This is a genomic window from Corynebacterium evansiae (genome assembly GCF_027570065.1).
Classification (GTDB): domain Bacteria; phylum Actinomycetota; class Actinomycetes; order Mycobacteriales; family Mycobacteriaceae; genus Corynebacterium; species Corynebacterium evansiae.
In genome coordinates, this window is sequence record NZ_JAKMUT010000008.1 from 45,950 (window position 1) to 71,343 (window position 25,394).

Sequence of the window (25,394 nt, forward strand, 5' to 3'; positions counted from 1 at the left end):
GTGGAAGGAGGGGCGGGCAGCAGGGAGCCAGGGCGAGCAGCAGGGAGCCAGCCCAATCCAGCAGGGCTAGAAGCAGTGCTCCTCAGCCGGGAACTCGCCCTCAGCAACCTCCCGCTTGTAGGCAGCCGCGGCGGTGGTCAGATCCGAACCCACCGAAGCCCACTGCTTCGCGAAGCGCGGACGGTGCCCACCGGCCGGGAACGCAGCCATGTCGTGCCACACCAGAACCTGCCCATCGCAGTCCGGACCTGCGCCAATGCCAATCGTCGGGATGTCCAGCTCCTTAGTCACGGAAGCAGCCACGTCCGCGGGCACCATCTCCAGAACAACCATGTCGGCACCGGCTTCTTGCACGGCGCGGGCGTCGGCCAGCAGCTGCTCTGCGCCAGCCCCGCGGCCCTGCACCTTGAAACCGCCCAGCTGGTTGACGGACTGCGGAGTAAAGCCGATGTGCGCGCACACGGAGATACCGGCGTCAGTAATAGCGCGAATGCGATCCGCAATCCGCACCCCGCCTTCGATCTTCACCGCGTGCGCGCCCGTGCGATGCAGCATCTCGGTGGCGGCCTTCACGGCCTGCTCATCCGAAGCCTCATAGGTGCCGAAGGGCAGGTCAGCGACCACGGCGGCATTACCGGCGCCGCGGACGACGGCGGCTGTCAGGTAGACCATCTCGTCCATGCTGATGCGCTGGGTGGCGTCGTAACCAAACACCACATTCGCGGCAGAATCGCCGACCAGCATGATCTCCACGCCCGCCTCGGCGAACGCGACGGCGGTGGAGTAGTCGTAGGCGGTCAGCATCGCGAACGGCTCGCCCGTGCCCTTGCGCGCCTTCAGGTCGGCGATGCGCACCTTCTTGGTGGGGACCAGGTAGCCGTTGGGGGTGGAGCCGGATGTTCCAGATGTTGCAGTCATGCTGTTCATTCTAGGTGACGCCCATAGCTCCAACCGCTCAACCTTCGACTAGTGCAAACGGGGGCGCGGGCGGGCGCGAGCGGGGGGCGCGGCCTAACGCAAACGGGGGCGCAGCCGGGCTGGGAACTTCTACAATGGGGGATATGAATCGCCAACAGGAATATGTTCTGCGCACGCTGGAAGAACGCGACATCCGCTTCGTTCGCCTTTGGTTTACGGATATCCAGGGGTACCTCAAGTCCGTGGCGGTGGTGCCAGCGGAGTTAGAGGGGGCTTTCCAGGAGGGCATCGGCTTCGACGGCTCGGCGATTGAGGGGTTTTCCCGCATCGCGGAGTCGGACACGATCGCGCAGCCGGACCCATCGACGTTCCAGATCTTCCCGTTTAAGTCAGATGATGGAGCTTTGTCGGCGCGCATGTTCTGCGACATTGCGATGCCGGATGGAACCCCTTCGTGGGCGGACCCGCGGCAGGTGCTGCGCCGCCAGATGAAGGCCGCAGCGGACCAGGGGTTCAGCTGCTATGTCCACCCGGAGATCGAGTTCTTCCTGGTCAAGGAGCTAGAGACCGAGGGGTATCCGCCGGTGCCGACGGATAACGGCGGCTACTTCGACCAGGCGGTCACCGACGACGCGCCGGCTTTCCGCGCCCACGCGATCAGCGCGCTGGAGCACATGGGCATCTCCGTGGAGTTCTCGCACCACGAGAACGCTCCGGGGCAGCAGGAGATCGACCTGCGCTACGCCGACGCCCTGACGATGGCGGATAACGTGATGACCTTCCGCTACCTGATTAAGCAGGTCGCCCGCCGCAACGGGGTGGCCGCGACGTTTATGCCTAAGCCTTTCCATGAGCACGCGGGTTCGGCGATGCACACGCACATGTCCCTGTTCGAGGGGGAGAATAACGCTTTCCACGACCCGGATGATGAGCTGCGCCTGTCGGGCACCGCGAAGTCCTTCATCGCGGGCATTCTGGAGCATGCCCCGGAGATCACGGCGGTGACGAACCAGTGGGTGAACTCCTATAAGCGCATTACCTCCGGCGATGAGGCTCCGCGTGCGGCGGCGTGGGGTGCGTCGAACCGCTCGGCGATGGTGCGTCTGCCGATGTACACGCAGAACAAGGCGGCCTCCCGCCGCGTGGAGGTCCGCTCCCCGGATAGCGCCTGCAACCCCTACCTGGCTTATTCGGTGCTACTGGCCGCAGGTTTGAAGGGCATTGAGGAGGGCTACGAGCTGCCTAATCCGGCGGAGGAGGATGTCTCCCGCATGACCCGCCGCGAGCGCATTGCCGCAGGTTACAAGGATCTGCCCTCGGACCTGAACAGCGCCCTGCGGGAGATGGAGCGTTCCGAGCTGGTTGCCGATGCCCTCGGCGAGCACGTGTTTGAGTTCTTCCTACGAAACAAGTGGCGCGAGTGGTACGAGTACCAGTCGCAGATCACGCCGTGGGAGCTGCGGAACAACCTGTCCTTCTAGTCGCCTTGTCAGCGGCTTCCCCCACATTTCCACCCCTCCCACTACTTCCAGTACTTCCTTAAGTTCCAGGAGCACCTTCACCCTATGACCCGCCCTCGCAGTTCGCGTTCCTCCGTGCCAACCGCCCGCACCCTGGGCCTGACTCACCCCAAGGCGCAGGAGGACCTTGAGCAGCTCGGCTGGGTGGATGCCGAGCACGCGGAGCAGATGTGGATACTTGCCTCGACGGGCGACCCGGACCTGGCGCTGAACAACCTCATTCGCCTGGTGGAGGCGCTCGACCGTGCGGATGCTGCGGACGCTGCAGGCACCAGCGCCGAGCTGCTGACGCGCGTCAACGAATCCCGCCAGTTCGCCGTCCGGCTGCTCAGCCTGTTCGGCGCGTCGTCCATGCTGGGCGACCACATCGTCGCCAACCCGGCGGAGTGGAAGCAGCTCGAAAACGGCATGCCCTCGGCCGAGGAAATGATGGAGCTCATGCTCGGCAGCGTCTCGGCAACCCCCGTTGAAGGCTCGGGGGAGCGGGTGTTTCGGGCGGGCGTCACAGGGCCAGAGGCCGACGACGCAATGCGCCGAACCTACCGCACCATCCTCGCGCGCATCGCCGCCGTCGACGTCGCGGGCACGTTCGTGCAGCGCGGCGAGGAATCGGCCGAGCCCGTCGAGTTCGAGCTGGTCTCCCGCCGACTCTCCGACGCGGCGGACGCCGCGCTGACCGCCGCCCTGGCCGTCGCGTGCGCGCAGGTGTACGACCCCGAAGATCAGCCCGCCCGCCTCGCAGTGCTGGCCATGGGCAAGTGCGGCGCGCAGGAGCTGAACTACATCTCCGACGTGGACGTCATCTTCGTCGCCGAACCCGCCGACCCGAAGGCTACCCGCTGGGCGGGCGAGTTCATCAACATCGGCAGCCGCGTGTTCTTCGAGGTAGACGCCGCCCTGCGCCCCGAAGGCAAAAGCGGTGCCCTGGTGCGCACCCTGGAATCGCACGTGAAGTACTACAACCGCTGGGCCGAAACGTGGGAGTTCCAAGCACAGCTGAAGGCACGCCCCATGACCGGCGACCTGGAGCTAGGCCAGGAGTACGTCGACGCGCTGGCATCGAAGGTATGGTCGGCCGCCGAACGCGAGGACTTCGTGCACGACGTGCAGGCCATGCGCCGCCGGGTGATCGAGAACATCCCGGATGACATCCGCGCCCGCGAGCTGAAACTGGGCCCTGGCGGACTGCGCGACATCGAGTTCGCCGTCCAGCTGCTGCAGATGGTGCATGGGCGCACGGACGAATCGCTGCGCACTCGCTCCACCGTCGCCTCGCTGCGCGCCCTGGCCAAGGGCGGCTACATCGGCCGCGCGGACTGCCAGAACCTGCAGGAAAACTATGCCTTCATGCGCCTTTTGGAGCACCGCCTGCAGCTGCAGCGCCTGAAGCGCACGCACACGCTGCCGCCGAAGGAAGACAAGGCCGCCCGCGTGTGGCTGGGCCGCACCTCCGGCTGCCGCCCAGAGGGCACCAAGACCATGGACGAGCAGCTGGCGGCAGACGTCAAGCGCGTGAGCCTGGAGATCAGCCAGCTGCATTCGAAGCTGTTCTACCGCCCGCTGCTGTCCTCCGTGGCAGCGATGCAAGCCGACACGATCCGCCTGTCGCCGGAGGCCGCGAAGCGCCAGCTGGCCGCCCTGGGCTACGCCTACCCGGACCGTGCCTTCGAGCACCTAAGCGCCCTGGCCGCGGGCAGCAGCCGCAAGGCCAAGCTGCAGGCCATCATCCTGCCCACGCTGCTGGAATGGCTGGGGGAGACGGTCGACCCGGACGCTGGCCTGCTGAACTACCGCAAGCTCTCGGAGGCCGCGCACGACTACAGCTGGTTCCTGCGCCTGCTGCGCGATGAGAACATTGTGGGCAAGCGCCTCATGCACATCCTGGGCACCTCGCCTTATGTCGCGGAGCTGTTCCTCAATTCCGTGGACTCGGTGAAGATCCTGTCCGACGGCGCCACCGGCCCGAAGTTCCTGGAACGCGAGCCGCAGGTTGTCACCCACTCCCTGGTCGCCGCTGCCGGCCGCCACCGCCACCCGGACAAGGCCATCGCTGTCGCCCGTTCGCTGCGCCGCGCGGAGCTGGCCCGCATCGCCGCAGCCGACCTGCTGGGCTTCATGGACGTGGAGCAGGTCTGCGTTTCCCTGTCCTGGGTGTGGGACGCGGTGCTCGAGGCCGCCCTGCGCGCCGAGATTCGTTTCTGGGAGGACGAGAATGTGGCCAACGCGCCGGCGCGCATCACCGTTATCGGCATGGGACGGTTGGGCGGTGCGGAGCTCGGGTATGGTTCTGACGCCGACGTGATGTTCGTCGCCCAGCCTGTCGAAGGTGCGGACGAATCAGAAGCGCTGAAGTGGGCCACCAGCATTTGCGACACGGTGCGAACGCGCCTGGGAAGGCCCAGCCAGGATCCGCCCCTGGACGTGGACATTGACCTGCGCCCGGAGGGGCGCAACGGCCCGGTCGTGCGCACGCTGGATTCCTACCGCCGCTACTACAAGGAATGGGGCGAGACGTGGGAGATGCAGGCGTTGCTGCGCGCCACGTGGATTGCGGGCGACAAGGACCTGGGCATCGAGTTCCTACGCATGATCGACGACTTCCGCTACCCGCCGGGAGGGGTGGATGACAAGGTCGTCCAGGAAGTTCGCCGAATGAAAGCGCGCGTGGATTCCGAGCGCCTGCCGCGCGGCGCGGACCGCAAGACCCACACCAAGCTGGGGCGTGGCGCCCTGACGGACGTGGAGTGGACCGTGCAGCTGCTCACGATGCAGCACGGGGACGATGCGGATAACCTGCGCAACACCTCCACCCTGGAAACCCTGCGCGAGCTCGCCAGCGGCGAGTACATCGCCGAATCCGATGCGGAGATTCTGCGCGATGCCTGGATCACCGCCACCATCGCCCGCAACGCGATTGTGCTGGTCAAGGGCAAGCGGAAGGATCAGCTGCCCAGCCACGGCGACCAGCTGCGCCACGTTGCGGCTGCCGCCCACTGGCCGCCGGAGCAGGCCCAGGAGTTCCTGGACGACTACCTGAAGAAGACCCGCAAGGCCCACCGAGTGGTGGACCGGGTGTTCTGGGGCGAGGACGTCGGTATCGACTACGGCGGCTAGGCCCCGCGGCCGGAGCTGCCAGCGGGCGAAGCGTCCGGAGCTGCGTGCCGCCAGCGGCCGGAGCCGCTCGCCGCTAGCGGGCTAAACCAGCTCGCCTTCGACGATGACGTTGTAGCCGAGGTCGTTGCTGCCGGAGACCGAGCAGGCGATCAGCACGATCCGCCCCGGACGCTTGTCGTCCATAATGTCCGGGTCCACGATGGCCTCGTTCTTATCCACTAGCCAGCTGCGGGTGACCTTCCAGGTCTTCTGGTGGTTCGCGCCGTCGCGCATCTTGATTCGCGCGCCGTTCAAGACGTCGGAGGTGTAGCGCTTCACCGGCTTGCCATCCGTGCCGTTTACGTTCTTTGGCGGAGCGTTCAGGTCCACATCTGCTGTCACCGCCTCGCTCAAAGGGTTAAACACCAGCGGGGCCGCACCCCACGCATGCCCCAGGACGTACATCGTGCCCTTCTCCGCATCCTTCGGCGATACACCCCAGCCATTGACCCAGCGCACCATGGTGTTCTGCGGACCCGCCGGGTTCAGCGGCAGTGCGTAGGGCATAGAGTCGAACGTTGCACCCTGCACCGGGGCGGGGCCGTCCATGTTGAAAGACCCGGTTCCCTCGACCGGCCCCGGAACCACCGAGGGATCATCCTCGTCCTCCCGCTTGCCGTCCTTCTTCGGCTTCTTCTCGCTGGGCTTCGCCGAATCCGAGGTATCGGAGCTGGACGAGCCCTCGCTGGAGTTGGTGGCGTTGGAGGCCGAGGGGGCGTCCCCACCCGAAGAGCCCACGACGACCCAAATAACCGAAGCGATTATGAGCAGCAGGACCACGACGAAGACCAAAACGCGGCGGCGATTAGAGAAGGGGCGGCGAGAGCTCATGGTGAATAAGTTTATCCATAACCCACGGAGTAGCGTGAGATGAGTGACAGCTACGGATAAAGACAAACTCAGCGCACGGGCGCTCATCGTGTGGGGAGCCGGGGTGCTGTGCTACACCCTGGCGGTAACGGGGCGCACGTCCTTTGGTGTGGCCAGCGTGGATGCGATCGACCGCTTCCACATCAACGCCGCCCAGCTGGCGGTCTTCACTGCACTCCAGCTGGCGGTGTACGCCTTCGCGCAGATCCCGGTGGGCTTGCTGGTGGACCGCTTCGGCCCGCGCAAGCTGATGGTGGCCGGCGCCTTCGTCATGGCGGTGGGGCAGGTCACGCTGGCCTTCACCACGAGCTACCCGGTGGCGATTTTCGCCCGCATGCTGATCGGTGCGGGTGATGCGACGGCCTTCCTGTCCGTGATGCGCCTGATCCCCGCGTGGATTCCGCTGCGCCACGCACCGCTGCTCGGCCAGCTGACGGGCGCGGTGGGGCAGTTTGGCCAGTTCCTTTCCGCCGTGCCTTTCTTGAGCCTGCTGCACGCGACCAGCTGGCAGACCGGCTTCGTGAGCCTCGGCGCGGTTGGCGCGCTGCTGGCGCTGGCGGCGGGTGTGCTGGTGAAGGACTCGCCGGAGCCGGAGGCAGAGGCAGAGGCGGCGCGTGGCAATGCCACCGAGTCTGAGAAGACCACCACCGCCGCCAAGCCCGCCGAGCGCCTGGGTGTCAAGAAGGTCCTGGCCAACGTGCTGACCAACCGTGTCTGCTGGCACGGCTTCTTCATCCACTGGACGGGCCTCGGTGCGCTGGTAGTGTTCACCCTGCTGTGGGGCCTGCCGATCATGACCCTTGGCCTGGGCCTGCCCGCCGACCAGGCCGGCCTGGCGCTCTCGTTGGGCACGCTGGCCTCCGTGGCGGTCGGCCCGATCGTCGGCCTGCTATCCGCCCGCTTCTACAACCGCCGCATGCAGATCGTGATGATCTTCTCCATCACCGGTTGGCTGGGCTGGCTGTGGTTCTTCACCTCCGCGCCGACGGGCGTGCTGTGGGCGGCGTGCCTGATGAACATCATCATGGGCTTCACCGGCCCGGTTGCGAACTTGGGCTTCGACTCCGTGCGCGAGAAGGTGGACCGCCGCTTCGTCGCCACCGGCACCGGCTTGGCGAACATGGGCGGCTGGGTTGCGGGCATGATCGGCGCCCAGGCCGTCGGCGTGCTGCTGAACCTGCGCGCCCCGGACGGTAACTACGGCTGGTCGGACTTCGGCGTGGCCTGGATCGCGGTGGCCACCGTGTGGGCCTGCGGTTTCTGCGGAATGTGGCTCACGCGCGATCGCAACGTGCGCCGTTACGCTTAGGCTTTTTCCTTTAAAGGTTCTTTCTTTATGACGCCCCCAGCCTCCCGCTTCTTCGCGGCCTGCGACTTTAACCCGGCGTGGATGGTGGCCTTTAGCGCCAGGTAGGTGATGTACACCATCAGGATGTTCCGGGCGGTGAGTACGAGGGCTGCGAACCAGTGGGGGCCTTCAAACAGCAGGTTGTAGGTGAAGGGGAACACTGCCGTGGTCAGGGCTGCGACAAGCACGCTGAGCCACGAGAGTTTGCGCAGCGCGTCGGCCTCGCTACTCGTTCCAGCTTGCGCGGAGGCGCCGGGGTTGTCCGGCTGCTTTGCCAACAGGACTGCCAACACCGGGCCGAACCACACGACGTACTGCGGGGAGAACACCTTGTTGGAGACGATCAGCAGCAGCACCATAGTCAGGAAGAACAGGGCGGTACTGCGGGGAGACCAGGCGTCACCAAGAAAGTGCCACAAGGCCCAGCCCAGGCCGAACAACATTGTGCACGCCATCAACACGCTGCTGGCCGTGACCAGTTGATCCACGCCCGGGCCGAAGATCTCGAAACTCTTCGACGGGGCCTTATCGATGTGCCAATGGCCGGGGAAGAACGCAGCCGCGACGATCAGGGGAGTGGCGAGGATCGACTCGATCTGCAGGCCACGGACGTCCTGGTAAGTCAGCGGGGAGACCAGGCGATCCCAGCCGGAGGTCAGCGCCGTAATCGCGCCGACGACCACGAGGGTGCCGCCGAATGTGGCCAGGCGAACCCAGGTGGCGGAGCGATTCCACTTATCCACCAGCCCGGCGGCCAGCGCGGCGGGCCACAGCTTCGACATGGCCGCGAACCCCAGCAGTGCGGAGGCGAGCTTGGGGTGGGTGAACAATGCAGCCGCGGTGGCGGCGACCAGCAGGCCGGGGATGAGATCCAGGCGAGAGTAGGCGATAGGCCCCGCGGCGGCGGTGAAGGCAGTCCAGAACAGTGCGGCGCGGTGGCTGCGGTTCAGTAGGTAGAAGAAGAATGCCGTGCTGAGGGCAATGAGGAACCCAGAGAACAGGGTGAGGAAAACATAGGCGTGGTCTCCGCTCAGCTGGATGATCGCGCGGACGGGCCACAGGCCGGCATCCGGATACTCGGATAGCGGCAGCGCGCCATGGCTGGGATGCGTGGGCTTGCCCAAGGAATTACGGAAGTAATACATCGGGTCGCCCTTGGCGAAGGGCCAGAAGATCAGGATTCCAACGATAACCGCATTCGCCGCTACCCAGGCTGCGATGATTCTAGAACGGGGCCAAGTGGCGGTAGTTACGTTGGTCTGATCACTCACGAGAGTGAACTGTACCTAAAAATTTTCAGCTTCCCTAGCAAGCGCACGGATGGTCTGCTGGATTCCTTCCTGCAGGCTAGCCTCGAACTTTTCCTCCCCGCCGAGGACGACCGCGACCAGCACACGGGAGATCAGGGAGGTCTTGCCACCGGGAGCCAGGCGCTTCTCCGTGAGGACAGTCTGGGAGCCGTCGGGGGTGGGGGTGAGCTCGAAGCGCCAGCGCGTGCCGTTCAGGGGGATCTTGAACTCGAAGACCTTCTCCGGTTCGACTTCGGTGACGACCGCCCAGGTGGGCCACCAGAGGATCCCCTGGCGGTTGAAGTTGATCGTGACGGTGCCCGGAGCCGGGGCTGCGCCCGCGGAACCGCTCGCGCCCGCGCCGGCGCTGTTGCCAGCGTTGCCTGCGCTGGCGCTGGCGCCAACGTTGCCCGTGCCAGCTGCGCTGCTCTTGCGACGTGGCAGCAGGATCATCTTCTTACACTGCGGGCTGCGCTGACCCATCGCTGAGAGGTCGGTAACCCGCTGCCAGACCTTGCTGGCGGGTGCGTTGACGGTGGTGCTGGCGGAAATCTCCGGAGCTGCCATGGTTGTGGGGCCTTTCGTCAGTGGTTCGTCTCGGTGGTGGAAGTTTTGTCGCTGCAACTAGCGGTGGTTCCACACTACGTGCTGGAAGCTACATATCCACCACAATCGAAGAATCCACATCGCCATGCCGGGAGCACTCCGCCGTCCAACCCATCGGATTCACCTGCACCTTCATGCGGCGCCCGCACAGCGGGCAGAAACGCGGCGGCTCCAAACCCGCCAGCGCCCCGCGGCTCGCCTTCGCAAGAGCCCCACGGCCGACGCGCAAGGCTTCGTCTGAGGTATCGAGTGGTTGGCCCGTATGGGCGTCATATAAAGGGGTACCGCCCAAGACAAACAGGGCGGTGAGTTCGCTTAGAGGCATCGAGGACGTCACGGTGTGCCTACAGGGTCGCGTTCAGAGCCTTGATCGGCAGCTGCAGCTTGCCGAGCATATCCACGTCGCGCTCGGCGGGGCGGCCCAGCGTGGTCAGGTAGTTGCCCACAATGACGGCATTGATGCCGCCCAACAGGCCCTTCTCCGCGCCCAGGTCGCCCAAAGTCAGCTCGCGGCCGCCTGCGAAACGCAGCAGCTGGCGGGGGAGAGCCAGGCGGAACGCGCCGATGGTGCGCAGAGCATCGTTGACCGGCATGGGCTCGAGGTCCGCGAACGGAGTGCCTGGGCGGGGGTCGAAGAAGTTCAGCGGAACCTCCGTGGGGTCGAGGTTCTGCAGGTCGATGGCGAACTCCGCGCGCTGCTCGACAGTCTCGCCCATGCCGACGATGCCGCCGCAGCAGACCTCCATGCCCGCGTCGCGGACCATCTCCAGGGTGGACGTGCGCTCCTCCCAGGTGTGGGTGGTGACGACCTCCGGGAAATAGCTCTTGCAGGTCTCCAGGTTGTGGTTGTAGCGGTGAACGCCGAGCTCCTTTAGGCGATCGACCTGCTCCTGGGTGAGGATGCCGATGGACGCGGCGATGTTGATGTCGACCTCCGCCTGGATGGCGGCGATGGCCTTGGCCATCTGGTTCATCAGGTCCTCGTCCGGGCCCTTCACGGCGGCGACGATGCAGAACTCCGTGGCGCCGGTCTTGGCGGTTTGCTTCGCGGCCTCGATCAGCTGGGCGATGTCCAGCTGGATGGAGCGGACCGGGGACTCGAAAAGGCCCGACTGGGCGCAGAAGTGGCAGTCCTCGGGGCAGCCGCCGGTCTGCAGGGAGATAATGCCCTCCATCTCCACGGCATCGCCGCACCACTTCAGGCGGACCTGGTGGGCCAGGTCCAGTAGCTCGTCCAGGTGCTCGTCGCCGAGCTGCAGGACCTGGAGGGTTTCCTCGTAGTTCAGGGGCTCGCCGTTTTCTAGGACCTTCGTGCGGGCGAGGTTTAGGATTTCTGGGGTTTCGGTGGTTCCTGGGGTGCCTGCGGTTGCTGGGGTGCTTGCGGTGTCTGCGGTGCCTGCGTTTTCGCCGGTTTCGGTGGCTGGCTTCGTTTCAGCGGTAGTCATCGTCGGTCTCCTCAAAGCTGTCGTGAAACTTCTCGTGCGAGTTCTTGTGCGAGTTCTAGGGTGATTATGTGGGCGTACCACCCTTGAACGCTGTTTAGTTTCACATGCTAACGTACCGCGATCGCGAGGTATGGCATACCGGGGGTTGGGCGTGTAGTCCGGGGGTATGGGCGCGTGGTGTCAGGGGGTGATGTCCCAAATCTTCCACTCTGTTTTTATAACTAATGTATTTGCGCAGGTCAAACGATTTTGGGAACTGGGCTGCAAATGTGCTTTTCGCCGAAAGTGGAAGATTTGGGACATTGGCGTTGTAGTCCGCTCGCAACTGTGGAGTCTGTGGGGCATAAGGGGCGCATGTAGCGTGAGTGGCGTGGGCGGTTCCGGCGCTGTGGAGGTTATGCGGTGGATGTCGCGCGGTGAATGCCGCCAATTGCAGTTCGCACGGTGCATGCCGCCAGGTGCAGGGCGCACGGCGGAAGCTACGCGGTACATGGGGCACGGTAGGCACAGGCAAAAGAAAAGTGGCACCTCATAAAGAGGTGCCACTGTCGCCAGCTAACCCAGCCGCTGTGCCAGCCAGCTCAGGCCAGCTCAAGCCAGCCAACCCAGCTCTAGGCGTGCTCGTCGGCCTGCTGCTTCGGAGGCTGAACGGTCCACTCCGGCGGAACGTCCTTGCCGGACTCCTCGTCCTGCTCCGCCTGCTCGGCGGTCTCCTGCACGATGCCCTTAGCGTGGTGGCTCGGCGCGTAGATCGCGTAAACCTGCATCGGCTCGTCACCAGTGTTGATGATGTCGTGCCACACACCAGCCGGAACCTGCACAGCCCAGCCGTCGGAAACTTCCTGCTGGATGGTCATGTTGTCCTTGTCCGGCCCCATGATGCACTTGCCAACACCCGCGTCCAGGCGCAGGAACTGGTCGGTATCGTGGTGCACCTCCAGGCCGATGGAATCGCCGGGGGCGATGGACATGAGGGTCACCTGCAGGTACTTGCCCGTCCAAGCGGTGGTGCGGTAGTTGGTGTTCTCTCGGGTGGCAGTTTCAATGTCAAAGACATTGGCCTCTGGTCCGTTGTCTACGATCTTCATGATGCTCCTTCCGGTTCGACATCCTTCACTTCCCAGTGTAGGCCGATTGTCCTGGGCTTTCAGGCGCTCGTCAGCCTGCCGCCACAGCAACCTGCCGCGCCGAAGCCGTAACGCTGTAACACTGGGAGGCATGGCTATTTCTGACATTTATTGGAAGAACAACCCTGGTCGCCCCGGCGCTTGGGAGGTCGCGGGCCTGCGCTGGCTCGCCGAGGCTCCGGGCGGCGCCCCGGTTGTTTCTGTTCACGAGCACGATGCTCGTGGGTTGGGGATCGATCGGGTAGAGCCTATGACGCCCACACGCGCCATGGCCGAGGATTTCGGCCGAAAGCTGGCGGCCACGCATGCCGCGGGGGCGCCCCACTTCGGGTTCTCGCCGACGGGAGAGTCTGGATTCCAAGGCCCCAACGACAACCTCTTGGAGCTGCCCCTGAAACCCTCCGAAAGCTGGGGAGAGTTCTACGCGGACGTATGCTTGTCTCCGCTGGTTGCGGGGGTATTCGGTGGAGCCTCGTTAGCTGGCACTTCGCAGTCTGCTCCGGGGACTGGTGCCGGGAGCGCCACCGCGGACGTTCCCGCCGAGGTTACCCGGCTGCTGGAGGCCTTGCGCGCCGGGCAGCTGGACGATGGCACACCTCCGGCTCGCATCCACGGTGATCTGTGGGCGGGGAATGTGTTGTGGGGGAAGGTGGCGTCAAGAAATAGAGCGTCAAGAAATAAAGAAGGAGGAATCCTCATCGACCCGAGCGCGCATGGCGGCCATCCGCGCGCGGACCTGGCGGCGCTGTGGCTCTTCGGCGCGCCGCACCTGAGCAGCATCGAGGGAGCGTATTTCGAGGCCAGCCCGCACGTGGATGGCTGGGGGACGGGTGCGCAGAGCGTGGATCTGCACCAGCAGCACCTGCTGTGGCTGCATGCGGCGGTGTTCGGCGGCGGTTATGTCGGGGAGGCTGTCGCGGGCGCGGGGCGTGTGGTGCGCGAGTTGTGAGGCGTTGCTAGCTGAAGTGCTGTAGGGGATCCGACGGAGTACAGTCATAGTTCGGACAAAATCGCATAATTTGCTTTTCTAATTTCTGTTTCTGCTTCCTAAGCAGATTCCGAGTTTTTAGTGACGTTTTAGTGAAGGAGTTTCTTCAGCGTGAAGAGAACATTCTCTATCGCCATGGCCTTCGTCGGGCTGACCGTCGGCGCGGGCTTTGCAACTGGCCAAGAAGTCATCCAATACTTCATTTCCTTCGGTCTCAACGGCATCTGGGGTGCGGTGCTGGCGGGTATCGTCATGACCCTCGCCGGTAGCGTGATCCTGCAGGTCGGCAGCTACTTCCTAGCCGATGAGCACCGCATGGTGTTCCGCAACGTTGCGCACCCAATCGTCTCGCGCTTCTTGGATGTCTCCGTGACGATCACCCTGTTCGCCGTCGGTTTCGTGATGCTCGCCGGCGCGGGCTCCAACCTGGAACAACAGTTCGGCCTGCCCGCCTGGGCGGGCGCGCTGCTAATGACGGGCGTGGTGCTGGCCGCCGGAATGCTGGACGTGGAGAAGGTCAGCCAGGTCATCGGCGCGCTGACCCCGCTGATCATCATCGCGGTGATTTTCGCCTTCGTGTACACGATGATCAACATGCCCTCCGACACGTCGCACCTGAACGAGATCGCGATGGCGGAGGAGTCGCCGGTTTCTCCGTGGTTCGTCTCTGCCCTGAACTACAACGGCCTGGCGCTGCTGCTGGGTGTGTCCATGTCCCTGGTGATCGGCGGTAACTACGCCTCCCCGAAGGAGGCCGGCATGGGTGGCCTGATGGGTGGCGTTCTGTACACCATCATGCTGATCATTGCCGCTATCACCCTGTACCTGAACATCGAGACCGTCCAGGGCAGCGACGTGCCGATGCTGGCGATGATGGACGACATCAGCCCGGTGCTGGGCGTGATCATGGCGATCATCATCTTCTTCATGATCTTCAACACCGCGATCGGCATGTTCTACGCGCTGGGTAAGCGCCTGACCGCCAGCACCGACAAGTCCTTCCGCCCGGTGTTTGTCGTGGTGACGCTCATTGGCTACGGCATCAGCTTCGTGGGCTTCGATACCCTCATGACCTACGTCTACCCGGTCATTGGCTACATCGGCCTGGTGATGATCGTCGTGATGATCGTCTGGTGGCTTCGCTCCCGCGCCCGCATCTTCGCGGAGTCCAAACGCCGCGACCGCATCCACGAGCTCGCCCACGCCCGCGAGCACGACGATGAGGAGTACACCGACGAGGATCGCCAGGAGCTGCGCAAGCTGGTCGGCGAGTCCAACATCGAGGACAAGGAGCTGCACGAGACCATCACCGACGAGGTGAAGAGCGAGATCCCAGACGAGGAACTCGAAAAGTAGCGTGCCCTCTACCTGGGCGTACAATGAGTATCCATGTTTGGCGGGATGCATGAATCACTCACGACGGTTGCGATAAGCGCGGCGGATTTCACCCCGCCGCAGGGGTGGGGGCCGGTGCTGAAGGAACAGCTCGGCATTGATCTGTGGCGCATCCCGGTGGTCATGGTCGCCGCCGTCGGTATCTACTTGACGTTCCTGGTGGCGGTGCGGCTGTTCGGGCAGCGCATCCTCAGCCCGCTGGGCGGCTTCGATGCCGTCGTTATTTTCATGTTCGGTGCTGTCGCGGGCCGTACTGTTCTGGGCCACCCGCCGTCATTGGCCGCGGGCGTGATCGGCCTGCTCACCCTCATGGGCATGGAGGCTCTCTTCGGCGCCGTGCAGGACGTCGTGGCCTTGCGCCGCACTATCAACCCGCCCCCGACGGTGCTGATCGCCCACGGCGAGGTGCTGGAGGAGACTCTGCAGCGCAACCACATCACCGAGACCGCTATCGCCACGGCCGCGCGCAAGGCGGGTGTGCGCGACTTTAGCGAGGTCGCGTGCATGATTCTGGAATCCAACGGGTCGATCTCTACCCTGCGCGCGGGGCAGAAGATCGACCCGGATTTGTTGCTGGGTGTCGAGGGCGCCGACAAGGTTTTGTGACGCCCCCTCGTCCCACCGAACCTTAAGCGTTCAGCACCGGGTGCAGTCGCTTCATGGTCCACGTTTGCTGGCTGCGAGCCGATAGCGTGGTGACCAGGAAGCAGCCGAGGCCGACGAGGAACAGCACTCCCACTGCGATCGGCAGGCGTTCGTCGTAGAAGCCGTAGATCAGCTGCCTGAAGCCGTTGACTGTGTACGTCATTGGGTCGAACGGATGCAGGAATTGGAAGAATTTGTTTTGTGTCTCGACGGGATAGAGGCCTCCCGAGGCGACGATCATCAACATGAGCACCGCTAGGGCTGCCACGCGGCCTGGTCCAGGCCCCATGAACGCGATGAACATTTGGTTCATCAGCATCCATACCAGTGCCACGAGGGCAGCGAAGAGGAACAGTCCCGGCAGGTTATCGACTTCCATGCCCACGCCCCAGACGGTCACGCCGACCACGACAGCTGCCTGGCCAATGGCGAGTAGGCCGGTCGGCAGGAAGCCGGAGAGCGCCGCACGCCAGGAGTGCACACCAGAGTTGACGGTTCGAGCCTGCAGCGGCTTGATCATCACGTAGACCATGATGCCGCCGATGAACAGCGCCATGCTGAAGAAGAACGGTGCCATGCCGGCGCCGAAGGTGTGGTTGCCGGAATCGTTATCGCTCTTCAGATCCACCGGTCCACCGATGGTGGAGGCGGTGGCCAGGCGCTGGCCCTCGTTCCAATTCGGAACCTGCTTGGAGCCATCGGAGAGCTTGGTGTGCAGCTCGGAGGCGCCGTCGTCCAGCTTGGCGGTGCCGTCCTTGGCCTTGCCGGTGCCTTCGACGAGCTTATCCGCACCGTCCTTGAGCTTGGTGTTGCCGTCGTCCAGCTTGATCACGCCGTCCTTCAGCTTGCCCGCGCCGTCGGAGGCTTCGCCCATCTTTTCGTTGAGCGTTTGCGCACCGTCGTTGAGCTCGTTTACGCCGTCCTGCAGTTGCTTGAACTGTCCGGGCAGGCCCTTCAGCTCGGTCACGCCGTTGCGCAGTGGCGCGTTCGGGTCGTTGAGCTGGTAGGACAGCTGTGCGCTGCCGTCGGCCAGGCGCTTCAAGTCCGATGCGTTCTGCGACTTCGGGCCGAGGCCCTGCGTTTCCAGGGCGAAGGCGACCTTGTCCAGCTCGTCGGCTGCGGTGATGGCGGCGGGCACGCCGGTGCCGCGCAGGTCGCGGGAGAGTCCACGCAGGTTAGCCGCGTGGTCGCCCTGGGCCTTGGTCACGCCACCGAGTTGGGTGTTGAGCTTCTGCACTCCGTCGTTGACCTGGCTTGCTCCGTCGCCGAGTTTATTGACGCCATCTTCCAGCTCGTTGAGCTTTCCGGCCTTGCCGTTGATCTTGTCGGCCGCAGCGTTCACCTTCGTGGCGAGCTCGTCAGTACCGTCGGCTAGTTTGCCCGAGCCGTCGTGGAGTTTGACGAGTCCGTCGTCCAGATCGGTTGCGCCCTTGCGCAGCCTGCCGGAGCCGTCCTTGGCGGTGGCCAGGCCGTCGGCGAGTTTGTTGGCACCGTCGTCCAATTGGATAGACCCGTCCTTCAGTTCAGCGGTGCCGTCTGCGAGCTTGCCGGCGCCGATGGCGGCCTTTTGCATGCCGGAGCCGGCGTCCACGATGCCGACGAGGACCTTGTCCACGGCCTCTGCACTGATCTTGTCGCCCACCACGCTGATGACCTCACGCATGACGTTCTGGCCGATCATGGTGGACAGGTAGCCGTTTGCGTCGTTGTAGGTGCTGATGAGGTTGGCCTTCTCCGGGTTATCGGAGGTGGGGGAGGCCACCGCCTCGGAGAAGTTCTCCGGCAGCTCGAGGGAGAAGTAGTATTGGCCGGATTCCACGCCCTTGCGGGCATCTTCGGCGTCCGTTTCGATCCAGCTGATCTGGTCGTTTTCCTTTAGTCCCTGAATCACCTGGTCGCCAGCGCGCAGTTCCTTGCCGTCAACGTTGGTTCCCTTGTCACTGTTAACCAGTGCGACGGGCAGGCTGTTCAGGTTCCCGAAAGGGTTCCAGAATGCCCAGAGATATAGGGCGGAGTACAGCAGCGGCATAAGCACAAGGATGACAAGTGCGGCTCGGGTGAGCTTATTGCGCTTGAAGCTGCGGATTTCGCTGTTGAGTTTGAAACCGGCAAGCATTAACGGTTCTCCTTCTGCTCTGTGGTGTTGGTGTGGTCTTCGGGGATGTCCAGGTCGTCGAGCTCTGGGTCGTCCAGTGCAGGGTCGTATTGGTCTGCTTCGGCTTCGGCCGGGTCAGGGTATTCGCGCAGTCCCGTATGAATCGGGTGCGCGTGGCCAGCGTTGGCGTCAATTTCAATAACCTTGTTCGGCTCCACAGGGCCGACAATGGGGTTCGACGAGTTAACGACCACAGGAATGTCCCGCGAAAGGCGCTCGAGCACCTGCAATAGAATCGCACGGTCGTCGTTCTCGTGCACCTGCTCGATGTCGTCCATGATCAGCAGCTCGACGGGCTTGTTGTCGGCGGGCGACAGGGCCAAGCTGATGCGCAGCATGATCTTGTCCAGGTTGTCCAGCTGGGAGATGTAGGCATCCAGCGGGGGCAGGTCGCGGTCGCCGTAGACGTAGTTGCAGAAGCGCTCCAGGTCCTCTTGGGTGGCCTTGCGCATCGGCATGAACCACGGCTTCGACCAGGACATAGACTCGGTGAGCACGTCCTGGACCGTGACGGAACGCTCCAGCAGGTCGATCTGCTCCACGCCCGCGATGGCTACGCGGGAGCGGATCGGCTTTGGCTTGGATTCGCCGAGCACGCTTAGCGAGCCGCCGGTGGGCTTCATTCGGCCAGAAAGAACCAGAGCCAGGGCCGTGCGGCCGGAGCCACCCTTGCCAAGCAGGTTGGTTAGACCCTGGTTGGGGATAGCGAAAGAAAGAGGGCCGAACACTCGGCCCTCGTCACCTTTTAGCTCGAGATCCTGGGCTTCTACTGCTAGGGAAGACATGGCTTTACCTAATTTCTGTGAGGAGGGAAGCTCGGTCTATTTCAACAGACACCCTGGACATCTTTGTAGATTTTGACGATTTCGTCAATTTCCTCCGCGGTGTGCTGCGGTGGCGTTGTGAAATAGCGCTACAGCACCCGAATCTACAAGGAATCTAGCTGGGAAGCTGCAGCGCTGTTGGGGAAAGGGGTGGGTTATATCGCCGCCCCGAATACGGAGCCGACGGCGAAGGTGACCGCCAGGGCCGCCATGCCGCCGATAACGATGCGCAGCACCGCGCGGGTCTTCGGTACATTACTGAGGTGAGCCGACAGGGCGCCAGTGAGCGCCAGGGCTACGAAGGTCACGCCGAAGATTACGGCGACGGGGGCGAACAGGGCAGCGGCAAACGGCAGTGCGGCACCCAAGATGAAGGAAATGAAGGATGCGATGCCGGCCGACCACGGGTTCACCAGTTGGCTCATGCCCATGGCGCGCTCGGAATCGCGCTGTGAGGAGACGGAAACGTACTCGCCGAGTGCCATGGATACGGCGCCGCCGATGACGGCGGCCAGGCCGGACATCGCGATGGTCTGCGGGTTGCTGGTCGCGCCGGCCACGCCGACGAGGACCGCGGCGGTGGAGACGATGCCGTCGTTCGCGCCGAGGACGGCCGCGCGGAGGCGGTTGAGGCTTTCGCCGTGGTTGTCATCGACGTCGGCGTGCTCAGCTGGGGCAGCGAGCTCGAGGTGTTCGGCTGGAACGGTCGGCGTGTGTTCGGCCTGGGTGGCTGGCGGAACCTCTGCGTGTGCGGTCACTTCAGCCGTCGGGATGGTGATAACCCCGCGTTCGCACGTAGCCACGGCAGTGCAGCTGCCGTCGTAGTAGCGATCGCAGGGGCAAGATACTGAAGTGCTCATGACTCAAGTATCGCCGGGTTTGAACTCCGCCGCAAGCATTGAAAGGCTACCTTTACGCAGGTCAGGGTGCCTTTTGTTAGGTGAGGCTGGGGTTGGGTGCTAAAGGTCGCGGTAGATTTTCGGGTTAGACAACTTTGTGTTTGAGAAGTGTACGTGGGTGTCGAACTCGGAGAGCTGCTCCCAGATCTTTTGTACTTCGGACTTTGTCCGAAGCTTCTTCATCTGAAGTGCGCGGAGCAAAACATCCTCAGAGCTGAACGAACGAACTTGGCGCTTCCGTGCCATCTCCTGCCCCTGGCCGTCGTCGACAATCATGGCTACTTTCTTGCCTTTATCTTGTTCGACTAGGCAGTGGGCAAGGCACATGAATTCGCCGAGGTCTTTAGCGAGGCCGGCTTCGGATCTAAAGCCCACACCAGCGAAGCGTCGAACAACGTGAAAAACATCGATGGTGTCTTCTAGTACTTTGATGTATTTGGATCCGATGAGGCTGAACCAGGTCGTCCGACCAGCCTCGAATCGATCTTCTGTGAGTTTTCGCCTCATCTCTGATGCCACTGCTTCAGGGACGTAAAGGGGCGCACCGTTGGTAAAGCTTATGAGTAGATCCTGGTTCTTGGAGCAGACGAACGACAGGATTACTGAAGTGTCAGAAACTACGAACAGTTGCCGGTTAGTGGAATCCATCAGCCCTCTTCGAAGAATGCATCTAGTTCTGTAAAGGGGGAGTCCGTCGGTTGTGGTTCCGCGGGTGCCACATCTAGTTCTTGTTTCACCTGTTCAGAAGAAATGCCACGGGCTAGTGCGACTGCAGTAGGAGATACGACGCCCTTGCGGTATCCCTTGGTTGCGTCGGCAACCAGGCGCGGAGATGGTCGTGGCTGGTCTGAAACTAGCGCATCCGCATTGTATTGCTCCCGCCAGCCGTAGAGGGAAGCCAATTTAGGAGCGGACCATTCTTCAGATAATTCGTTGCAGACTTCCTCGCTAATCAATCCAGCCTCTTTCAGCTGGATGGCAGCTACCGAAGGGGAGACGCGGAAGTGTTGAATGATCTTGGAGAGTGTTCCGGGGGCTGTGGGAGAGAGATTCTGAGCGATCTTCTGCACCCCATCCAAGGGGCACAGTGCGTTGCGGGCAAACGAATTGGCTCGAGTCTCCGAAGGGCTGTTTGGCTCGCATTGAGGTACCTCGGAAGATCGGTCAATATCGTCAGCCAGGATGTGTCCGACCTCGTGGGCTACAGTGAAACGTTGCCGATAAGGAGAGGTGCTTGTTCCTACGCCGATGACGATGTTGCCCGTTTGTGGATCCTTGACGGAGATTGCTTCAACGTCCGTTGGGAGAGGACGAATGAGCAGATCAGCATTTACGTGCTCGGTAAAAGATTCGATGCGATCGATGGGATCGTCTCCAAGCTCGTAAAAGCGCCGAAATTGTTCAGCGAGGCTTTTGCCTTGCCTGGTTGGGGAGGCATTTTGCTCATAGGAAAACGCACTAGGCATCTAACACCTCGTCCAGGGTGTTTCGGAGCTCGAGGTACGGCATCAGATCGCTTTTTACTTCAGAGATGTCGATCTCCTTTGAAGAACGCGCAGCCCACTGAGCGCGCTTAGAAAGTGGAATTTCGTCCGTTAGCTCATTCAGGCTGACTCCAAACACCCAGCTCAGCGCCAAGAGATCGCTCACCGTTGGTTGTTTTGCCCCATTCTCCATGCGTGAGATCCCAGATTGGGAAATCACTCCCTCAAGCTCTCGAGAGAGTTCACGGGTCGACAAACCTCGCAGCTCCCTTAGAGTCCGCAGACGTGTTCCAAAATCTTCTGGCACCATCTGAATCACTTCCCCTCTTAACTGATTCACCTAAGTTTAGGGCGGAATCCGATGGTTGTAAAGGCCTGGTGGCGTCAGTAACTAACGAGCGGCACGACGGGCGCGCAGGCGATTGTCGTAGAGCGCGATGACGAGGGCGACGGCCATGAGCGAACCGATGGTGCCGAAGCCGATGGCGGTGCCGAGAGTCCAGTTGATGGCGCGCGAGCCGGTAAAAACGATCGCGGTGATCAGCGCCAGCCCCATGGCGGTGCCGATGCGCTGGGCAGTTTGCAGAACCGCGCCGGAGCTGCCCGCGTAGTTGAGTGGGACGTCCGCGAGCGTGAGAGTTTGGTTCGGGCCGATAACCGCGCCCTGGCCGGTGCCGACGAGGAACAGGGTGAGGACCATCCACCACTCCGAAATCCCCGCGACGTGGTGCAGGACAAGGGCGAGGATGGTCAGCACGATGCCGGTCAGCGCCACGGAAATGCCGTCGATGACGACGCGACGGCCCCGGTCGGCGACCCGCTTGCCAGCCCAGTTGGCGGCGAAAGAGCTGCTGATCGCAGCAGGAATGCCAACGCTACCGGCGACGAGCGCGCTGTAACCCAGGCCGTTTTGGAAGTACAGAGCCACGAGCACCCAGATGCTGGTCATGCCCATGAAGTACACTCCCGCCAGCATGGTGCCCAGGCGGAAGCTGGGGAAGCGGAAGATCTGCATGTCCACCATGGGGTCGAAAGGCTTGTTGTTCTTCACGTGGCGCTCCCAGGCCAGCCACCCGGCCAGCAGAGCGACGGCGACGGGGAGCAGCAGAAAGGTGCGCGCGCTGCCGGAGGATTCCACGAACGGGAAGAGGAAGGCCAGGACGGCCAAGCCAAGCAGGAGGGAGCCGAAGGGGTCGAGGCTGCGCACTGCGCGGATGACGCCCACATTACGGCCGGTGACGGGATCCTTAACCCGGCCCATCAGCGGGCGCGGGAACCACAGGAGCGCGAGGACGAAGGCCAGAACACCGAAGGGAACGTTGACCAGGAACGTCCAGCGCCAGCCGTGCTCCGGGCCACCGACGCGGATGAGGAAACCTCCCAGGACGGGTCCAATGGCCACGGCCACTCCCACGACGGTGCCGAACCAGCCGAAGGCCCGGCCGCGCTCCTTGCCGCGGAAGAACTGCTGGATCATGCCCACGGCCTGCGGGTTGAGCATGCCCGCGCCCACGCCCTGGATGAAGCGGGTGACGTTCAGAGCCTCCGCGGTGGGGGCGAAACCCGCGGTGATGGCGGCCAGGGTGTAGACGCTCAGGCCGATGAGGTACATCCCGCCCCGGCCAAGCAGGTCGCCGGCACGGCCAGCGGCGACGAGAACCACGCCGAACGTCAGCGTGTAGCCGGAGAGCACCCACTGGATGTCCGATTCGGTGGCACCCAGCCCCTGCTGGATGGAGGGCAGGGCGACGTTGATGATGGACACGCTGATCAGCGACATGAAGATCGTCGTGAGGATGACGCCCAGAACTTTCCAGCGGCGCGGATCCTCACCCGGGGGATAGGTGCCGGGGGACTGGATCGTGGCCTCCGTCGCGCCGGGGCGGGGGTTGCCTGTGCCCTGACCCGGGGTGCCTGGCTGTGCTTCCCCGCGAGGGTTGTCCGGCTGTGAGTTTCCGGCGTGAGTGTCCTGGTCAGCCACGGTGGTGCGTGCCCTCCTTCGGATCGCCTGTGTGTAGGTCTGCGCGCTGGCGCGGTTTCGCGCGGTTGTGCGCGAAATTCCCTTTAGTGAAGCATAACGCTACTAAGGGTGACCTTATTTCAGGGGGTGGGATGGTTTCAAAGTGGATAGGCTTCTGAAGTGCTGTTGTAGCCTGGGGCACAGGTGGTTCGAAGATCACGGAGGCTTTGTGTTATGGGGATAAACGACGAGTTCACCGAGGCGAACAATGCTCGGAATTCCAACTGGTATCAAATCCAGGGAGCGGAGTTCCATCTTCCGGAGGGTTATGTCTGCGGCTCTCAGCCAGAGTGGCGCCTTGCGCATTTCGCGGTGGTTCTTCCAGTGCCCGAATTACCGGAGGCTTTCGATTGGCCCGAGGCTTGGGTGCCCGGTCGTTTTCGCGGGATTAAGAAGATTGAGTTCGCAGAACGGGATGAAGAAGGGGACTTCGTTCGCCAGTTCTGGGGTAATAAAGTTGATTACAAATATGTACCCCGCGTTTTCCATAAGAGTGCTGGGTCGTACTTCCGTGAGCCCCTAGCCAGCTCTATGGGGGCGAGTGCGGTTGATGCTGTACCGACGTCTGGTGGAGATCCCGCGGAGTGGATCTCGGATGCATCGACTAATCCTGCCAAGGTCGTCGCACATCGACTCGTGTTTGAGCCTGACCTTACGACGGAAGGCAAGCAGCAGGCACCAGAAATGGAGACGTATCCGCTGCGTTTCGCTTTGGACGATACCGGGCACCCCTTTGCGACCTTGAAGTTTGTGTGTGCCGAGTACCTGCAATACTCCGGGCCATGCCTTTATGACCTTGAAAGTGGCGAACCTAGTAACTTCGAACAGAATTTTCTCGTCATCCATGCCGTCGCGGAAAATTGCTCCGGAAAAGCGCTGGAGGAAGCTACTGCGTCGTTGACTAAGCCACGAGAGAAAATGACCCTGATTGCGGAGGAAGGCAACGGAGAGGCGAGACAAAGAGAGCTACTTGAAGAACTCACTGGCTCACCACTGACTAACAACAAGGCTAGTGTTTGCCTATTGGAAGCTGCCGTGAAGGTTGTGGAAGAGCAGCTATTCGTTGGCTCGGAAACTCACACTCCGTGGGATCTCACCAAGGGCGGATACTTCAAAATACCCGGTAGAGGAACAAAAGCGAACCACGGGCGCCAGTCTCCTAAACCTTATTGCGTTACGATGGCTATCCCGGGCCGTACAGACATTGCCCTACCAACTCCCATCGCGGATGCATCTGAGGAGTCGGGGGAGAATTGGATGCTCCACGACCAATGGGCATGGTACTTTGCTTCCCGTTTCGACCGGTACACAACAGACATCCCTTATTTCCGCGATGGCTCTATAAACAGAAGCCTCGTGTCCCGCTATCGTGACTGGACTATTCACTCCTGCGAGGAGGGTTTGGCAGTAGTGCGCCGGGCACCGCTGGAAAACTCACAAAATAATTTCTTTATGCTGGCTGGGACTCGCTTTGTAGACCTGGCTATTTTAGCGCTTAGAGCAGATAACTATCTGGGGTGTATTAGCGAACAACTTCGCCAATTATCTTTCGGCCCGGAAGCTCTCAATGTCTTGGAAAGCTCCGGCTCTGAGGGCAATGCTGGAACTCTCGAGAAGATAAGGGGCGCGGACCAAAAGCTGCAGGGCAGTCTCCGGAAGTTCGCAAAGATACAAGCGGAACTAGTCTATGTGCGTGACCACCTCTGGTACGAGCGAGTCCCCGGACGCGACGTAGCTACCACCATTCTGCAGCATATGTTGGAAAAGACAGGTGCGCGGGGAGACTTTGATGACATTGTCGGCGAGCTTGAGATACGTGAGAACGTCTACACAACCCAGTACAACTTCGCACGTATCAGACTTGATGGCATCGAGGCAGACGCTCATAAGCGTAAACAAGAGCGGCGCGATGAACGCAATGAATTAATCGCGTTAGCAGCCGCAGTTCTGGCAGTCCCAAGCCTTTTTGCGCTTCTGCCCGCTGTTGGGCAGTGGTGGGTTTTCATTGTTTGCCTGGTGGCCATTGTTGTTATATCCGCGTTGACGTACTTCTCGCGCCGTCAACGGAGAAAGAAGCAGTCGGGTTGATCTCGACTGCCAAGCGCTAATAAGCGGCTAGGCCTACCCCGGCAGCATTAACCCTCGAGGGCGGCCTTCATGCAGCGCATCGCGGCCAAAGTCTTCGGCACGCCGACGTAAGGCATGAGGTGTACGAAGCATTCGGCCACCTCCTCTGGGCTCATGCCTGCGACGTCCACAGCGGTCTTGATGTGGCCGGTGAGTTGCGGCTCTACGCCACCCATCGCAGCCAGGGCAGCCATGTTCAGCATCTGACGGTCGCGGAGAGTAATGCCATCGCGCTGGTAGGTTCCGCCGAAGACGGCCTCGACAACCCAGTCGGACGCGCCGGGTGCGAACTCGTCGAGCTGCTTCTTCCACGCAGCAGCGGATTCTGGGGTTTGGGTCTCGCGGACGAAGTCTTCGCCCTTGTCGCGGTTCAGTTCCATGGGGGCATGCCTTTCTCTTTGGATCCACGCTCCGGTTAGATCCGGCTGGCGATGTAGCCAGACACGTGCACCAGGAGCGGGGTGGGTTGCCCCGAGGTTAGCCCAAGTTCTCGCACCAGGACGCGGGGCAGCCGTGGGCTAACCGGTGCACTTGTCCAAAGCCTTTGCCGTACAGCAGTGCCAATCTGAGGGCGTGCGCAT

Annotated in this window: 22 protein-coding genes; 7 read left to right on the plus strand and 15 right to left on the minus strand. The window is 62.6% G+C overall.

Annotation, left to right across the window (positions count from 1 at the left end; all coding sequences use genetic code 11):
* Window positions 1-66 precede the first annotated feature (66 nt).
* Window positions 67-927 (minus strand): 3-methyl-2-oxobutanoate hydroxymethyltransferase, encoded by an 861-nt coding sequence (panB, locus tag L8V00_RS08960; RefSeq protein ID WP_269944807.1) that lies wholly within the window; start codon window positions 925-927, stop codon window positions 67-69.
* A 134-nt stretch (window positions 928-1,061) separates the two neighbouring features.
* Here panB and L8V00_RS08965 point away from each other — a divergent pair, with 134 nt between their 5' ends.
* Both L8V00_RS08965 and L8V00_RS08970 read left to right on the plus strand, forming a co-directional pair.
* A complete protein-coding gene (locus L8V00_RS08965) occupies window positions 1,062-2,399 on the plus strand; it encodes a glutamine synthetase family protein (protein WP_035010607.1) in 1,338 nt (445 codons plus the stop codon).
* A gap of 84 nt (window positions 2,400-2,483) precedes the next feature.
* Entirely contained in the window at window positions 2,484-5,552 is a 3,069-nt protein-coding gene (locus L8V00_RS08970; RefSeq protein WP_269944808.1) for a bifunctional [glutamine synthetase] adenylyltransferase/[glutamine synthetase]-adenylyl-L-tyrosine phosphorylase, read from the plus strand.
* Between the two features lie 81 nt (window positions 5,553-5,633).
* Here L8V00_RS08970 and L8V00_RS08975 read toward each other — a convergent pair whose 3' ends face one another.
* Window positions 5,634-6,422 carry a sortase family protein gene (locus L8V00_RS08975; RefSeq protein WP_269944809.1) on the minus strand — a complete coding sequence of 263 codons (789 nt, stop codon included), beginning with the start codon at window positions 6,420-6,422 and terminating at the stop codon, window positions 5,634-5,636.
* 43 nt (window positions 6,423-6,465) lie between these two features.
* On the opposite strand from L8V00_RS08975, the gene L8V00_RS08980 reads away from it, so the two are divergent.
* Window positions 6,466-7,770: an MFS transporter gene (locus L8V00_RS08980; protein ID WP_269944810.1), complete on the plus strand. Its 1,305-nt coding sequence runs from the start codon at window positions 6,466-6,468 to the stop codon at window positions 7,768-7,770.
* On the opposite strand, the gene L8V00_RS08985 is transcribed toward L8V00_RS08980, so the two are convergent.
* The 5 genes from L8V00_RS08985 to L8V00_RS09005 all read right to left on the minus strand — a co-directional run bounded on the left by L8V00_RS08985 (window position 7,767) and on the right by L8V00_RS09005 (window position 12,237).
* On the minus strand, window positions 7,767-9,080 hold the full coding sequence (locus tag L8V00_RS08985) for a hypothetical protein (RefSeq protein ID WP_269944811.1): 1,314 nt from the start codon (window positions 9,078-9,080) through the stop codon (window positions 7,767-7,769). The genes L8V00_RS08980 and L8V00_RS08985 overlap by 4 nt on opposite strands.
* Window positions 9,081-9,095: 15 nt before the next feature.
* Window positions 9,096-9,665, minus strand: coding sequence for an SRPBCC family protein (locus L8V00_RS08990; RefSeq protein ID WP_269944812.1), 570 nt, complete (start codon window positions 9,663-9,665; stop codon window positions 9,096-9,098).
* 88 nt (window positions 9,666-9,753) lie between these two features.
* Window positions 9,754-10,029, minus strand: a complete 276-nt coding sequence (bsaP, locus tag L8V00_RS08995; RefSeq protein WP_269944813.1) for a biotin synthase auxiliary protein BsaP — start codon at window positions 10,027-10,029, stop codon at window positions 9,754-9,756.
* 19 nt (window positions 10,030-10,048) lie between these two features.
* Entirely contained in the window at window positions 10,049-11,149 is a 1,101-nt protein-coding gene (gene bioB, locus L8V00_RS09000) for a biotin synthase BioB (protein ID WP_083293859.1), read from the minus strand.
* Between the two features lie 611 nt (window positions 11,150-11,760).
* Complete coding sequence (locus tag L8V00_RS09005) at window positions 11,761-12,237, minus strand: cupin domain-containing protein (RefSeq protein WP_049050394.1); 477 nt, start codon at window positions 12,235-12,237, stop codon at window positions 11,761-11,763.
* Between the two features lie 130 nt (window positions 12,238-12,367).
* Between L8V00_RS09005 and L8V00_RS09010 the strand changes: the two genes are divergently transcribed.
* The 3 genes from L8V00_RS09010 (at window position 12,368) to L8V00_RS09020 (ending at window position 15,265) form a co-directional block, all read left to right on the plus strand.
* Window positions 12,368-13,225 carry a fructosamine kinase family protein gene (locus L8V00_RS09010; protein ID WP_269944814.1) on the plus strand — a complete coding sequence of 286 codons (858 nt, stop codon included), beginning with the start codon at window positions 12,368-12,370 and terminating at the stop codon, window positions 13,223-13,225.
* A 150-nt stretch (window positions 13,226-13,375) separates the two neighbouring features.
* Window positions 13,376-14,620: a YkvI family membrane protein gene (locus L8V00_RS09015; protein ID WP_269944815.1), complete on the plus strand. Its 1,245-nt coding sequence runs from the start codon at window positions 13,376-13,378 to the stop codon at window positions 14,618-14,620.
* Window positions 14,621-14,653: 33 nt separating this feature from the next.
* Entirely contained in the window at window positions 14,654-15,265 is a 612-nt protein-coding gene (locus L8V00_RS09020) for a DUF421 domain-containing protein (protein ID WP_049050391.1), read from the plus strand.
* A 22-nt stretch (window positions 15,266-15,287) separates the two neighbouring features.
* On the opposite strand, the gene L8V00_RS09025 is transcribed toward L8V00_RS09020, so the two are convergent.
* The 7 genes from L8V00_RS09025 to L8V00_RS09055 form a co-directional block, all read right to left on the minus strand.
* A complete protein-coding gene (locus L8V00_RS09025) occupies window positions 15,288-17,420 on the minus strand; it encodes a YhgE/Pip domain-containing protein (RefSeq protein WP_269944816.1) in 2,133 nt (710 codons plus the stop codon).
* The gene (locus L8V00_RS09030) at window positions 17,420-18,244 is read right to left on the minus strand and encodes an ATP-binding cassette domain-containing protein (protein ID WP_269944817.1); all 825 of its coding nucleotides are present in this window, start codon (window positions 18,242-18,244) and stop codon (window positions 17,420-17,422) included. Before L8V00_RS09030 ends, L8V00_RS09025 begins: the two co-directional genes overlap by 1 nt.
* A 194-nt stretch (window positions 18,245-18,438) precedes the next feature.
* Window positions 18,439-19,086 (minus strand): VIT1/CCC1 transporter family protein, encoded by a 648-nt coding sequence (locus tag L8V00_RS09035; protein ID WP_269944827.1) that lies wholly within the window; start codon window positions 19,084-19,086, stop codon window positions 18,439-18,441.
* A 156-nt stretch (window positions 19,087-19,242) separates the two neighbouring features.
* The gene (locus L8V00_RS09040) at window positions 19,243-19,830 is read right to left on the minus strand and encodes a PIN domain-containing protein (RefSeq protein ID WP_269944818.1); all 588 of its coding nucleotides are present in this window, start codon (window positions 19,828-19,830) and stop codon (window positions 19,243-19,245) included.
* Complete coding sequence (locus tag L8V00_RS09045) at window positions 19,830-20,648, minus strand: ImmA/IrrE family metallo-endopeptidase (RefSeq protein WP_269944819.1); 819 nt, start codon at window positions 20,646-20,648, stop codon at window positions 19,830-19,832. The genes L8V00_RS09040 and L8V00_RS09045 overlap by 1 nt, the downstream gene beginning before the upstream one ends.
* Entirely contained in the window at window positions 20,641-20,976 is a 336-nt protein-coding gene (locus L8V00_RS09050; protein WP_269944828.1) for a helix-turn-helix domain-containing protein, read from the minus strand. Before L8V00_RS09050 ends, L8V00_RS09045 begins: the two co-directional genes overlap by 8 nt.
* Window positions 20,977-21,057: 81 nt before the next feature.
* A complete protein-coding gene (locus L8V00_RS09055; protein WP_269944820.1) occupies window positions 21,058-22,647 on the minus strand; it encodes an MFS transporter in 1,590 nt (529 codons plus the stop codon).
* 213 nt (window positions 22,648-22,860) lie between these two features.
* Between L8V00_RS09055 and L8V00_RS09060 the strand changes: the two genes are divergently transcribed.
* A complete protein-coding gene (locus L8V00_RS09060; protein ID WP_269944821.1) occupies window positions 22,861-24,774 on the plus strand; it encodes a hypothetical protein in 1,914 nt (637 codons plus the stop codon).
* A gap of 47 nt (window positions 24,775-24,821) precedes the next feature.
* Here the strand turns inward: L8V00_RS09060 and L8V00_RS09065 are convergent, their stop codons facing one another.
* Window positions 24,822-25,193, minus strand: coding sequence for a carboxymuconolactone decarboxylase family protein (locus L8V00_RS09065; RefSeq protein ID WP_269944822.1), 372 nt, complete (start codon window positions 25,191-25,193; stop codon window positions 24,822-24,824).
* Between the last annotated feature and the right edge of the window lie 201 nt (window positions 25,194-25,394).